The organism is Paenibacillus tengchongensis, from assembly GCF_008973665.1.
GTDB lineage: Bacteria > Bacillota > Bacilli > Paenibacillales > Paenibacillaceae > Paenibacillus_AQ > Paenibacillus_AQ tengchongensis.
Genome location: NZ_WACP01000009.1, coordinates 110,868 through 124,495 on the forward strand (window position 1 = coordinate 110,868; position 13,628 = coordinate 124,495).

10 protein-coding genes and 1 other RNA gene are annotated in these 13,628 nt (G+C 56.3%); 1 reads left to right on the forward strand and 10 read right to left on the reverse strand.

What is annotated here, in order from left to right:
* Positions 1-2 precede the first annotated feature (2 nt).
* A complete protein-coding gene (gene pdxR, locus F1381_RS16120) occupies positions 3-1,463 on the reverse strand; it encodes a MocR-like pyridoxine biosynthesis transcription factor PdxR (RefSeq protein ID WP_151735873.1) in 1,461 nt (486 codons plus the stop codon).
* 93 nt (positions 1,464-1,556) lie between these two features.
* Here pdxR and F1381_RS16125 point away from each other — a divergent pair, with 93 nt between their 5' ends.
* On the forward strand, positions 1,557-2,774 hold the full coding sequence (locus tag F1381_RS16125; protein WP_151735874.1) for an aminotransferase-like domain-containing protein: 1,218 nt from the start codon (positions 1,557-1,559) through the stop codon (positions 2,772-2,774).
* 557 nt (positions 2,775-3,331) lie between these two features.
* Here F1381_RS16125 and rnpB read toward each other — a convergent pair.
* The 9 genes from rnpB to glyQ all read right to left on the reverse strand — a co-directional run bounded on the left by rnpB (position 3,332) and on the right by glyQ (position 13,332).
* Positions 3,332-3,740: RNase P RNA component class A (gene rnpB, locus F1381_RS16130), an RNA gene on the reverse strand.
* A gap of 118 nt (positions 3,741-3,858) precedes the next feature.
* A complete protein-coding gene (locus F1381_RS16135) occupies positions 3,859-4,974 on the reverse strand; it encodes a Nif3-like dinuclear metal center hexameric protein (RefSeq protein WP_151735875.1) in 1,116 nt (371 codons plus the stop codon).
* Positions 4,950-5,747, reverse strand: a complete 798-nt coding sequence (locus F1381_RS16140) for a tRNA (adenine(22)-N(1))-methyltransferase (RefSeq protein WP_246188065.1) — start codon at positions 5,745-5,747, stop codon at positions 4,950-4,952. Before F1381_RS16140 ends, F1381_RS16135 begins: the two co-directional genes overlap by 25 nt.
* Complete coding sequence (locus tag F1381_RS16145; RefSeq protein WP_151735877.1) at positions 5,723-6,547, reverse strand: hypothetical protein; 825 nt, start codon at positions 6,545-6,547, stop codon at positions 5,723-5,725. The genes F1381_RS16140 and F1381_RS16145 overlap by 25 nt, the downstream gene beginning before the upstream one ends.
* 95 nt (positions 6,548-6,642) lie before the next feature.
* Positions 6,643-7,773: an RNA polymerase sigma factor RpoD gene (gene rpoD, locus F1381_RS16150; protein ID WP_151735878.1), complete on the reverse strand. Its 1,131-nt coding sequence runs from the start codon at positions 7,771-7,773 to the stop codon at positions 6,643-6,645.
* A gap of 40 nt (positions 7,774-7,813) precedes the next feature.
* On the reverse strand, positions 7,814-9,634 hold the full coding sequence (gene dnaG, locus F1381_RS16155) for a DNA primase (RefSeq protein WP_151735879.1): 1,821 nt from the start codon (positions 9,632-9,634) through the stop codon (positions 7,814-7,816).
* 40 nt (positions 9,635-9,674) lie between these two features.
* Positions 9,675-10,148, reverse strand: a complete 474-nt coding sequence (locus F1381_RS16160) for a YaiI/YqxD family protein (protein ID WP_151735880.1) — start codon at positions 10,146-10,148, stop codon at positions 9,675-9,677.
* Positions 10,149-10,370: 222 nt separating this feature from the next.
* Positions 10,371-12,452 (reverse strand): glycine--tRNA ligase subunit beta, encoded by a 2,082-nt coding sequence (gene glyS / locus F1381_RS16165; protein WP_151735881.1) that lies wholly within the window; start codon positions 12,450-12,452, stop codon positions 10,371-10,373.
* Entirely contained in the window at positions 12,445-13,332 is an 888-nt protein-coding gene (glyQ, locus tag F1381_RS16170) for a glycine--tRNA ligase subunit alpha (protein WP_151735882.1), read from the reverse strand. The genes glyS and glyQ overlap by 8 nt, the downstream gene beginning before the upstream one ends.
* Positions 13,333-13,628: the final 296 nt, after the last annotated feature.

Genomic DNA, 13,628 nt, shown 5'->3' on the forward strand with positions numbered 1-13,628 from the left:
GGTCAGGATGCCGAATCGTTAGTCCTGTTGGAGGACCCAAGCTGACGCGCAAGTAATTGCAGGAACTGGGTGAGCCCCTGAACCATCTCCGCTTCGGGCATTTGCGAATAGCACAGCCGGATATAGGGAGAAGCCTGGTCGCCGGCCTGGCACACCTCTCCGGGAAGGAAAGAGACGCCCTCTCTTTCCGCAAGCCCATGCAGTTCACGAATGTTTATTGCGGCAGGCAGCTTGAGCCACAGATTCAGCCCGCCTTCGGGCGGGGCCCATTCCACACCGGGCGGCGCGTATTGCTTCAGCAGTTGCGCCGCCTTTTCCATGCGTTCGCGGAGGGAGATGCGCAGCTTCGCCGCATACGCGTCGTATCTTCGGGCGATAAACGGCAGCACTGCCCGCTGCGTCAGCAGCGGGCTGCCGAGATCGCTCGCCGATTTGGCGGCGATCAGCCGCGAGAGGATGTCGCCGCTGGCGGCGACGCAGGCGATCCGGCAGCCGGGAGCGATAACCTTGCTGAAGCTTTTCATATATACCACATGGCCTTCGCGGTCCAGCGCTTTAATCGGCAGCGGCGGCGCCTGGCGGAAGTACAGGTCGCTGAACGGGTCGTCCTCCACGATCAGACAGCGGTAGCTCCGGGCCAGTTCGAGCAGCCGCTGTCTTCTGGCCATGCTCAGTGTGACACCGCTCGGGTTCTGGAAGGTAGGGAGCGTATAGATCAGCTTCGGCTTTCTGCGATCGCACATCCGGGTAAGCACGTCCACCCTCATTCCCTCGCTATCCGTTGGAACTGCAATAATCTCCGCTCCCCGGCCGGCAAATACATCAATTGCCCCCGTATAACTCGGCGACTCCATATACACCGTATCCCCGGGCCCGACGAAGGTGCGGGCCACCAGATCAATCCCCTGCTGCGTTCCGCTGGTGATCATCAGCTCCGAGGAGTGCAGGGGGATGCCGCGGTCCAGCAAATGGGCCCGCATCACCTCTCTCAGCTCCAGATCCCCCTGAAAGTTGCCGTAAGTCCCCATCAGCTCCGGGTGCTCTGTCACCAGCTTCGCCATAATCCGGCCGATGTCCGCGAGGGGCAGCAACTCATGATGAATCGACGCCAGATGAAATGGATATTGCACCTTCAGCGAATCGAAATTCCGCCACAGCTGGGCCCGCGGCAAATAATCGTCATACCCGTCCTGCCAGGAGGCCATCCCTTCCGCCGGTTGCTTCACCTCTTCGGCTACAAAGCAGCCTTTTCCCTGGCTGCAGACGATATGCCCCCGCTTCTCAAGCTCAGCGTAGGCTTTGCTGACCGTCATCTGGCTGACGGCCAGCGATGCGGCAAGCGTGCGTACAGAGGGCAGCCGGGTGCCGGGTGATAGCAGCCCCGAGGTAATCCGCTGGGCCAGCGTACCGCTGATTTGCTGAGGCAACGAAACTTCCGTGCCGCGCAGTAGATCGATATGCATGTGAATGCCTCCCAACTGTTATATTTACCGCTTTACTGTTATACAGCTATGCCGTTATGATACAACAAAATTCAAACGCGGGGAGTCTTTTTTATGAATATCCAATATTCGGAGACCGCAGGGTCATTAGGTTCTTCAGCGGTGCGCGACATTCTCAAAGTAACTCAGGGCAAAGAGATCATTTCGCTTGCCGGTGGACTGCCCGGCGAAGAGCTGTTTCCGGTGGAAGCGGTGCGCGAGGCATACAGCCGGGCGCTTTCCGGCAGCGCCGCCGCGCTGCAGTACGGGCTGACGGAAGGCTACCTGCCGCTGCGCGAGGCAGTGGCTGCCAGAATGACCGGTCAGGGAATTGCCTGCAGCGCCGATGAAATGCTGCTGACCACAGGCTCCCAGCAGGCGATCGATCTGCTCTGCAGAATTCTGCTCGACCCGGGCGACGCCGTGCTGGTGGAAGCGCCCACCTACCTCGCCGCCCTGCAGGTGCTCGGCTCGTACCGCGCAGCGGTCCATACCGTCGCCAGCGATGATGACGGCATGCTTCCGGAGCACTTGGAGGAGCAGCTGCGCACGCACCGTCCCAAGCTGCTGTACGCCGTCCCGACCTTCAACAACCCTTCGGGCGCAACCTGGAGCCGGGAGCGGCGCGAGAAGACGGTGGCGCTGTGCCGCAAGTACGGTGTGCTGATTCTGGAAGATAATCCTTACGGGGAAATCGCCTTTGATGAAACTCCGGGCGCCTATCCGCCTACGCTGGCAGCCATTGACCGAGAGGCAGGCAACGGGCCTTGCGTCGTTTACACCGGCACCTTCTCGAAGATCGTTGCTCCGGCGCTACGCACCGGCTGGGCCGTCGGGCCACAGGAGATTATCCGCGTCATGGCCAAGGCGAAGCAGGCAGCGGATCTGCATTCTAGCGCCATCGACCAGCGGGCCTTGCATGAACTGCTGCTGTCCTTCGATCTGGAAGGACATATCCGCCTGGTCTCCCGCGAATATTATTCGCGGATGAAGCGGCTCTCCGGCGAGCTGACCGCGCGCGGCTGGTGTGATTTCCGCGAGCCGCGCGGCGGGATGTTCCTGTGGCTGAAGCTGCCCGGCGGCGTTGAGACCTCCCGGCTGCTGCCCCTCGCGGTGGAACAGGGCGTCGCCTTTGTGCCGGGGGAAGTGTTCTATGCCACAAGTCCGCTGACCAGCGCGATGCGCCTGAATTACACGCACACGCCGCCTGCACAGATCCCCCTCGCTGTACAGCGGCTGGAGCAGGCGCTCGCCCGCTATGAAGCAAGCCGGCAGAGCCTTCAGCTCTCCTAGCGGGTGCGAGGTACCCCGTGAGTGGACACCACGGGGAGTTACTGCTCTTCTTAGAGCAGGCGGTTGTTCCCCCCGGTAACGGTGCTGGGCAGAAATGTTCTTTTGTCATCTCTTTGACGCAAGAACATTTCTTGAGCGGCATACCAGCCTTATGCGACGGCACTTTACTAGCCGGATGCTTTCCGGCTATATTGTTTGCGTCATAACACGGCGCTCCACTCCGCTTTCACTGCCTCCACCAGACTTTTTATATACCGTCACTATTTATGCCGATCCGAGCACTTCTCAATAACAGTTGCCAAGCTAATAGACACCAGAGCCTGCCAACCAGCGCTCCACCTTTCATTACCTTTCCTGTTCACCACCAAGTCCGTTGACCGACGCGATGCGCAACCACTCGAATTGATTCCTTCCCATCAACATCCTTCATCAGCTTCATCACCCTACGGAGCCCATTATCCTCTTACTCCACAGCTGCTTTGTACACCGCAGACGGCAAAAAAGCGGCCTTCCGAGGAAGACCGCCAGTTCATCTTACATTCATTAAAGTTGTCAGTGCGGAAAGTTTGCCGTAAGCCGGGTTCTGTGCTCGTCGTGGTTCAAGCGGGAACTACCCTCCCACCATAAGCGACAATCATCTATCTAGGCCGTACATTGCTGCACGGCTCCAGCGACCAACCTAGATACGCCCCAGGCGAGGGCTGCCCTTCCGGTAAAAGAAGCGCTGTATCTCATTAGGTCTTGCTCCAGATGGGGTTTACCAGGAACGAAGTCACCAACGCTCCTCGGGGTCTCTTACACCTCGGTTCCATCCTTGCCTGTGCTGCGGAATGCAGCCATCGGCGGTCCATTTCTGTGGCACTATCCTTCGGCTCGCGCCGACTGGACGTTATCCAGCATCCTGCCTTATGGAGCCCGGACTTTCCTCCCGTGGCTCTCGCCACCGGCGATTGTCTGTCAAACTTTCCAAACAACATTAAATATTATACAGACTTACCCCACCGGGCACAAGAGTAAATTGTTGGAGAACAATAAACTTTCTTGCCGGGCAGATCAGCCTCATTAACATCAGTGGTACTACCCTCTACAAAAACTGAAACGGCTCCGTCTCCAGCTCCGAAGCATACACCGCCGTAGTATATTTATGCTCCGCCAGCTTCCCGGCGATCCACTCGGCTACCTTCTCCTTCATGATCTTCTCCGCGTTATGCCCCGGGTCAATCAGTGTGATGCCGGCCAGATGGGCGTCGATCGCCGTATGGTAATCGACATCTCCCGTCACCAGCACGTCCGCACCCTTAAAGATCGCACTGTTATAATATTTGGCCCCGGAGCCGCCCATCACGGCCGCTTTGCGGATCGGCCGGTCCAGATCGCCGACGACGCGTACATGATCCACCTTCAGTCCGCGCTTCACGGTTTCCACGAATTCGCCGAGCGTTGACGGCTCCTTCAGCTTGCCGACACGGCCAAGGCCCAGCGCCCGGCCCTTCAAATCCATCGAGTAGAGGTCATAGGCCACTTCCTCATAAGGATGGGCTTTCAGCATCGCCTGCACAACCTTGTTCCGGATCGACTTCGGTACGATGGTCTCGATGCGGACTTCCTCCGCACGTTCCATTTTACCGCTCTCGCCGATAAACGGATCGGCGCCCTCGCGCGGAACGAATGTACCATAGCCTTCGATGTTAAAGCTGCAGTGGCTGTAATTGCCGATCCAGCCCGCACCGGCGTTCAGAATCGCATCCAGCACCTTCTGATGATGATCCTTCGGCACGAAGACCACCAGCTTGGAGAGCTGGTCGGTATGAATATCCTGAATCGGTGCGCCGTTCTCGATCCCGAGCGCTTCGGCCATCCAGTCGTTCATGCCGCCTTCGGCCACATCCAGATTGGTATGGCTGATATAAACGGCAATATCGTTCTTGATCAGCTTCTCATACAATCTGCCCGCCGGAGTATCCGTGCGGATACCCTTGATCGCCTTGAAAATAATCGCATGATGGGCGATGATCAAATTGCAGCCCTTGCGGACCGCTTCATCCACCACCGCCTCATTGACATCCAGCGCCACCAGCACTCCGGTGATTTCCTTCTGCAGCGTGCCGAGCTGCAGCCCGATGTTATCCCACTCTTCCGCCAGATGCTTGGGAGCGAGCTGCTCCATATAACCTGTTACCGTTTGTCCTTTGGCAAACATTCCAGCACCTCCGTAATCGTCCGGATTTGCTCCGAGATTTGAGTTCGTTTCGCTTCGGCCGAAGCGAGCTCCGAGCGCGACAGCGACTTCAGAATGCCTTCCAGCTTGGTGATTTCACCCTGCCATTTGTCCAAAAAGGCCTGATTCGGCGTGCGCAGCAGCCACGGCCCCATTTCCAGCAGCATTTCTTTGGAGAGCACCAAGGCTCCGCCCACAGCCAAATCGCCGTACACCTGTTCATTCGTAATTCCTGCCGCTGCGTCCTCACGGACCACGGTCAGAATCTCATAAATTTTGCCGTCTTCCTGCAAAATCTGCTCGTTCGTCAGCACCCAGCCATTCTTCACCAGCCAGCGGCGCAGAATATCTTCGCCGACATTGGGCTGCAGAGCCAGTGTCTTCACGCCTTCCAGCAGGCCGAGGCTCTGCCCGCGATCCAGAATGGCGGCAATCAGCGCGCCGCCCATGCCGGCGATCGTGATGCAATCAGCTTCGCCGGGAGCCAGCACCTCCAGCCCGTCGCCGCGCCGGACGGCGATCTTGGCCGAAAGCCCGGCTTCGGCCACACCCTTGCGGGCCGCTTCATAAGGTCCGGGATTGACTTCCCCGGCGACCGCGGAGACGGCCCTTCCAGTTTCAATTGCCGCAATCGGCAGCAGCGCGTGATCCGAGCCGATATCGGCCAACCGGCTGCCCGGCGGCACCTGCTCCAGCACCAGCCTCAGCCGTTCAGATAGTTTTACGTTGTTCATGACGCCACCCACGTTATCCATTTTTTTCGGAAGATGAACAGCAGAGCGAGCCCAGCCGCCACCTTCAAGATCAGTATAAGCGAAACCCAGCCCGGGAATCCGCCTCTCAGCCACAGCGCATCGATTTCAGGCATCAGCCATAAGCAGACCCCGACGCCGAAATATACGCCCGACACGCCGCTTACCCTGTGGTACAATAACCAGCTTAACCAAATCATCAGCACACAAAGCGGCACCCACAGCAGCTCAAGCTCCACCAGCTCCGCATCCGGCCGTTTCTGGATGAAGAATCCGGCGTAGAGCAGCCCCCAGAAAGCATATCCGCAAAATTGCAGCAGGCCGTTGCGCAGCATAAAACCGAGTACGCACCACAGCAGCCCGCAGGTCGCGATAAGCAGCGGCCGCCAGAAGTCAGGATCCAGATTATGTAGGGAGATCATCCAGAGACCAAAGCCAAGCGTGAGCACACTGCCGGCACCGGCAAGCAGCAGGCTGATGATCTGGTTGCGGTCACGGTACACCGCAGAATAGCCATAGCACACAACAAGCACACAGAGTGCTGTGGCAAGTTGCAATGGCCAGGGAAAAACGCTAAAATAAAGACTAATCAAGAAAATCAAGGAAATAATTCCAAAACCAAACAACCAGATTTTAATGCTGCCCTGCTGCAGATTCTGCAGCGAGACCGGATTGCTGTCTTTGATCTTATTCTCGTCATTGTACAGGTTGGTCAAGAAGTCGCAATACTGCTCCGGCAGCAGCTTGCTTCTGCGCCAATACTGGATTTCCCGCAAAATCGTCTCACGTTTCTCTATATTCAAAACGCTCTCCCTCATTTCGGACCTGAAACTATAGCTCGCATTAACAAAAAGGACCCCCTGCCACCGTGCGGCAGAAGGTCCGGCTTAAACCCAATCTATTCGAGGAAATCCTTAAGCCGCTTGCTGCGGCTCGGATGACGCAGCTTGCGCAGCGCCTTGGCTTCGATCTGGCGGATCCGTTCACGGGTAACGCCGAACACTTTACCCACTTCCTCCAGCGTTCTTGTCCGTCCGTCATCCAGGCCAAAGCGCAAACGGAGGACATTCTCCTCGCGTTCCGTCAGGGTATCCAGCACATCCTCCAGCTGTTCCTTCAGCAGCTCATACGCCGCTGCATCCGCAGGCGCCAGCGCCTCCTGATCCTCGATGAAATCACCCAAATGCGAATCGTCTTCTTCGCCGATCGGCGTCTCCAGCGACACCGGCTCCTGGGCAATCTTCATGATCTCTCTGACCTTCTCCACCGTCAAATCCATCTCGGCGGCGATTTCTTCCGGCGTGGGTTCGCGCCCCAGCTCCTGCAGCAGCTGCCGGGAGACACGGATCAGCTTGTTGATGGTTTCCACCATATGCACCGGGATACGGATTGTCCGCGCCTGGTCGGCAATCGCCCGCGTAATCGCCTGGCGAATCCACCATGTAGCATAGGTACTAAATTTGAAGCCTTTGTTATGGTCGAATTTCTCGACCGCTTTGATCAGACCCATATTGCCTTCCTGGATGAGGTCCAGGAACAGCATGCCGCGTCCCACATAGCGCTTCGCAATGCTGACAACTAGACGCAGGTTCGCTTCGGCCAGACGGCGCTTCGCTTCCTCATCGCCGTTCTTGATCCGCATGGCCAGCTCAACTTCATCGTCGGCCGACAAGAGCGGCACGCGTCCGATTTCTTTCAGGTACATCCGGACGGGGTCGTTGATCTTGATGCCAGGAGGCAGAGACAAATCATCGTCGAAGTTAAAGTCGTCGCCGTCGCCGTTTTCGCTGTCATCGTTCGGCCGGAGCGGGCTTTCCTCGTCGTTCTCGTTTACAACCTCGATGCCCAGATCGCTGAGCTGCTCATAGAATTCCTCCATTTGCTCGGGGTCCTGATCGAACGGCGATAATTTCTCCATGATGTCTTTATAGTTGAGTGATGATCTTTTCTTGCCGTGTTCAATAAGCTGATCCTTTACCTGATCAAGAGTAAATTCCGCTTCCAGTTCAGTATGCTGATCGTTCGCCATAATTCGACTCCCTCCTCCCTAGGTACATCCTGTCAAGTTCTTACTGTCTCTCTAGGGTTATAATCTCACTTGCGATTTGTGCCGCACGCAAAAAATCTCCGGATTTCTCCGCTTGTATCATTTCTTCGCGTTTCTGCTCCAGCTTCCGCTGCAGGGGATACCTCTGCACTTCACGGATGTAATCATCCAATACCAGCGTGTTCCATTCCGGCGGGGTGTCCATCATGGAAATTGCCGTGGCGGTCTTTTCCAGCCGGTCATCCTGCAGCGATGAGAGAAACCGGCTGATGCCGGGCGGTTTGCCTTGCGCGTAATAGGCATATAGATAAGCGGCAATTGCCGCATGATCATCGATGTTGAAGGCTTCGCCCAGACGTTCGCCGACATAAGCGGCGGCCTCCGGGTCCTGAATCATCAGGGACAGCAGACGCCGTTCCGCAACCTGATAGGCGGGCAGCAGGACCGGTGTTTGCACTTGCCCTTTTTTATGCCTACCATTATTCCACCTTTTATCGTTATTATCCCCTTCGGGAATGTTTTTTTGCATCGATGCCCGAAGCAAGTTGCAATCCTGCTTTAAGCTGTCATAAGACAGCTCCAGCTCGGAGGATATTTCGCGGAGATACACTTCCCGCTCCGTGGAGGAATGCAGGCCGGCAATAATTTGCAGCGCCTCCTTGACATAGGCGATTTTGCCGTCTTCCTCTAGGAGTATATGGTTTTTTTTCAGATATATAAGCTTAAATTTTATGGATGAAACCGCCGATTCGATCACCTGGTTCATGAACCGCTCACCGCCATAGCGGGAGATAAATTCATCAGGGTCGAGTCCGCTTGGCAGCAACGCCACCTTAGCCCGCAGTCCGCTGTCCTCAAGCATGGGGATCGCCTTCATAGCAGCAGCTTGTCCCGCTTTGTCCCCGTCGTAGGCCAGCACAATCTCATCCGCCAGGCTCTTCATCAGCCCCACATGCCCTTCCGTAAGCGAAGTGCCCATGGTCGCCACACCGTTATGCACACCCGCCTCCCAAGCCGAAATGACATCGCCGTAGCCCTCGAACAGGACGATTTGCCGCGTTTTGCGGATGGATGCTTTGGATTGGTGCAGATTGTACAGAATCCGGCTTTTGTTGAACAGCCTGCTTTCCGGGGAATTCAGATACTTCGGTTGTCCTTCCCCAAGGATTCTTCCGGCAAAAGCAACCACCTTGCCCGTACGGTTCGCAATCGGGAAGATGACCCGCCCGCGGAACCGGTCGATATACCCTTTGCCCTCGCCTCTGGGAGACAGCAGTCCGCCCTTTTCCATCTCGGCGAGATTGAAATTCCGTTTCTCCAAAAATTGCAGCAGCGTATCCCAGCGGTCCGGCGCATAGCCGATCTGAAATTGGTCGATCATTTTGTCACTGAAGTTCCGGGACCTTAAATAATTCATTGCGGCAGTGCCGTATTCCGTATTCTTCAGCAGAAAATGATAAAATTTGGCCGACAATTCATACGCCTGGATCAGTCGGTCGCGCTCGGGATCGGGCGCCTGCAGAGCGCCTCCATGGCCCTCGGGAATCGGAATGTCGCTTTCTTCCGCCATGATTCTGACAGCTTCGGGGAAGGATAGTCCTTCGATTTCCATCCTGAATTTGATGGCATTTCCGCCCATGCCGCAGCCAAAGCAATGAAAGACGCCCCGGTCCGGGGTTACTGTGAAGGAGGGGGATTTTTCCGAATGGAACGGGCAGAGGCCCCATAAATATTTCCCCTGCTTGGTTAAATGGACGACCTTGCTGACGGTGTCGACGATATCATGCCGCGCCAGCACGCTCTCGATAACCTCTTCCGGGATTGTACCGTGTCCGCCTGCCACTTTTAACCACCTTCATCTCTTAACAAATAAATATAATTCGCTAAAGCTGTACATTCTCCTGCAAAAGTGTTAAAAGTTTTGTCAGTTTATGTTGAAAAACATTTTTCTCCTCTGCGGTGATGGGTTTCGGCCCCTTGCCATAATGCCCGCGCCGCCGTTCTACCGCCCTGGCATGCCGGCCCTCCAGCATAAAATCCATTTTGGAGTCGCTGTATTCCTGTCCCCGGAAGGACATCGCCCTGCACCGCTTACCGAGCGCCAGCGCGGCCAGCCCATAATCCTGGGTCAGCACTACATCACCGGACGCCATATGATTGGCGATATAGAGATCAGCCATCTGATCCCCGCGGTCCACCTGCACAATCGTTACCCCTTCCTCCGCCTGCAGTACATGATCATAAGAAGAGACCATGACCACCGGAAGGCCAAAGTTACGGGCAACCTGAGCAATTTCGCGCTTCACCGGACAAGCGTCCCCGTCGACAATGATCCGTCTTTCCCGGGCATTCTCCATACCATCACCAGTTCCCGTGTAATATATATACGCAATCGACGGACAGAAATCCTTCTTTTGTCTAAAGCATAAATACGGAACGAATGTCAACATACGCATTGGCACCGTTCCGTATATTTATACCCCAAACCTTCAATCTATACCAAAATCCGCAGGTTTTCCGCTACGGATCTTGCAATGAAGCGGAAAGCCGGGTTCATCCGCCGCTTGTCGTACAGCAGATTACCAGACCAGCTTGCTGAAATCGGCGAAGCTGCGGGAATCGGCGTGGACAGCAGACAAAAGGCCAAGTCGGTTGTTGCGGACCTCTTCGTCTTCGGCCATAACCATTACGGCGTCGAAGAATCCGGTAATGGCTTCCTGAAGTCCGGAGAGAATGGACAGGGCCTTGGCGGCGTCTTTAGCCTTAAGCGCAGCACTGTACGGTGCATGAACCGACTGCCAGGTCTCATAAAGATTGACTTCGGCGGCTTCTGTCAGCAGCTCCGGTCTCACGTCAGCTTCTGCCGGAGCTTTGGCCGCAAGATTGGCGGTACGGGTCAGCGAATCGACGGCGGTTTTGAAATCAGCCTGTTCGGTTACCGCCTGTGTCAGGGCACGGCTGCGGGCAACCACGGCAACAATGTCGTCAAAGCCTGCGGCAGTTACCGCGTCAACTACATCATAACGGGCACCATCGTCAGCCAGGAGGCGTTTCACTCGCAGACCGAAGAACTCGTACAGGTTTATACGCAGCTCAGAGCCAAAATGTTTCTCCGGACGTAAATTTTCATGAACTTCCACAGCTGCAGTGAAAATTTCCTGCAAGGAAAGCGGCAATTCATGCTCCAGGAGCATCTGCACTATGCCGGCTGCTTGGCGGCGCAGGGCGTAAGGGTCCTGCGAACCCGTAGGGATAATACCGATGGAGAAGCAGCCTACAATGGTATCAATCTTGTCGGCAAGGCTGACGATCAGGCCAGGCTGCGTGGACGGAACAGCGTCTCCAGCAAACCGCGGCTGATAATGCTCAAAGATTCCCTTGGCAACCGTTTCTGATTCGCCGGCCTTGCGGGCGTAATCCTCACCCATCGTACCCTGCAGCTCAGGGAATTCATAGACCATCTGCGTCACCAGGTCGAATTTGCAAATATCGGCCGTACGGCTGACTTCAGCGGCAACTTCTGCAGGCAGGGCCAATTTGGACGCGATCACGTCGGCAATGGCGCGGATGCGGCGTACTTTGTCCCCGACGCTGCCCAGTTCCTCGTGGTACACAATGTTCTCCAGCTTGGCGAGCGCATCGCTGATCTGCAGCTTCTGGTCTTCTTCATAGAAGAACTTGGCGTCGGAGAGGCGGGCGCGCAGCACCTTTTCGTTCCCCTTTGCAATAACGTCCAGCGACTCGGCGTTGCCGTTGCGTACGGTCACAAAGAACGGCAGCAGCTTGCCGGCTTCATCCAGCACCGGGAAATACCGCTGATGCTCGCGCATCGAGGTGATCAGCACTTCTTGCGGAATATGCAGGAAGGCCGGATCGAAGGTGCCAAACAGCACGGTCGGCGTCTCCACCAGGAACAGAACTTCTTCCAGCAAATCTTCTTTGATGGCGATGGTCCAGCTCTTCTCTTCAGCCAGCTTGTTGATCTGGCTCAGGATTAGTGCTTCGCGCTCCTGCACATCGACCAGCACATGCTGGGCACGCAGCGCCTCCACATACTGCGCAGGTTCGGTGATCACGGCTTCCGTTCCCAGGAAGCGGTGGCCGCGGCTGACCTTGCCGGATTTAACCCCGGTTATCTCCAGGTCGATTACAGTCCCGCCGAACAGGGCAACCAGCCAGCGGATCGGGCGGACAAATTTGAAATCATAGGCACCCCAGCGCATATTCTTGGGAAACGTCATCGAGCTGACAATTCCGCTGAGGCCTTCGGACAGCAGGGAGGCCGTATCTACACCGTTACTGTTCTTGGTGGCATAGATGTACTCCACACCGGCCAATTCCTTAAAGGTAAAATCATCGGGGGATACGCCCTGGCTGCGGGCGAAGCCGAGCGCAGCTTTGCTCCAGGCGCCGCTCTCGTCGAGGGCGATTTTGCGGGATGGCCCCTTTACTTCTTCGCTTACGTCCGTCTGCCGCTCGGCGGCATCCTTTACCAGCACCGCGAGCCGGCGCGGCGTGGCATACGCCTGTACCCCGCCATGCGTAATCCGCGAGGACTCCAGCCATTTCTCGGTCTTCTCCTTAAGCTGCTCCATCGCCGCCCGGAGAAACCGCGCAGGCACTTCCTCCAGACCGATCTCAAATAAAATATCTTTAGACAAGGTCAGCACCTTCTTTCTTCAGGAGCGGGAAGCCCAGCTTCTCGCGTTCCTCCAGGTATGTCGCCGCTACGGTGCGGGCCAGGTTCCGCACTCTCGTAATGAAGCCGGTCCGTTCCGTTACGCTGATCGCGCCGCGCGCATCGAGCAAATTGAAGGTATGCGAGCATTTCAGCACATAGTCGTAAGCGGGGAATACCAGATGCTTCTCCATCGCGCGCTTCGCTTCTTCTTCGTAAGTGTTAAAGAGGCTAAACAGCATCTTAACATCCGATACTTCAAAGGTGTATGTGGAATGCTCGACCTCCGGCTGATGGAATACATCGCCGTAAGTGACGCCGTCCACCCACTCGAGATCGAATACATTTTCTTTCTCCTGAATATAGGAAGCGAGCCGTTCCATGCCGTAGGTGATTTCCACAGCCACCGGGCTGGTCTCGATGCCGCCTACCTGCTGGAAGTAGGTGAACTGGGTGATTTCCATGCCGTCCAGCCACACTTCCCAACCGAGTCCGGCGCAGCCGAGCGACGGGTTCTCCCAGTTGTCCTCGACGAACCGGATATCATGCAGCAGCGGGTCTACACCAAGCGCCTTCAGGCTCTCCAGATAGATTTCCTGGATGTTGTCCGGGGACGGCTTGATAATGACCTGGAACTGGTGATGCTGGTACAGCCGGTTCGGATTCTCCCCGTAACGTCCGTCGGACGGGCGGCGGGATGGCTCAACATAAGCTACCTTCCAGGGCTCCGGTCCCAGCGACCGCAGAAAGGTCATCGGATTCATGGTGCCCGCCCCTTTTTCCGTGTCATACGGCTGGACGAGAATACAGTTCTCTTTAGACCAGAACTGCTGCAGCGTCAAAATCATCTGCTGAAAATTCATTGCTACCGCTCCTTCGCTTTAAAATAAACTTGCTTCGTCCTGCTTCTGCGATGGAGGCGGCGCTTCTATATCCTGCTGCAGGCGCTCCGGTGATGCTGCTGCCTGCCGCAGGCAAAAAAGCTCCCGCCCCCATGCCTGAAATTCAGACATAGGGACGAGAGCTGTTACGCACTCCCGCGGTTCCACCCTACTTGATTACGCCAATCATAGCGAAATCCACTTTTCATTCCGCCGCTTCCGCACTCCCGGGCGCCATTTCATGAACATTGTACCGCCGGGCTTCCACCGTCCCCGGC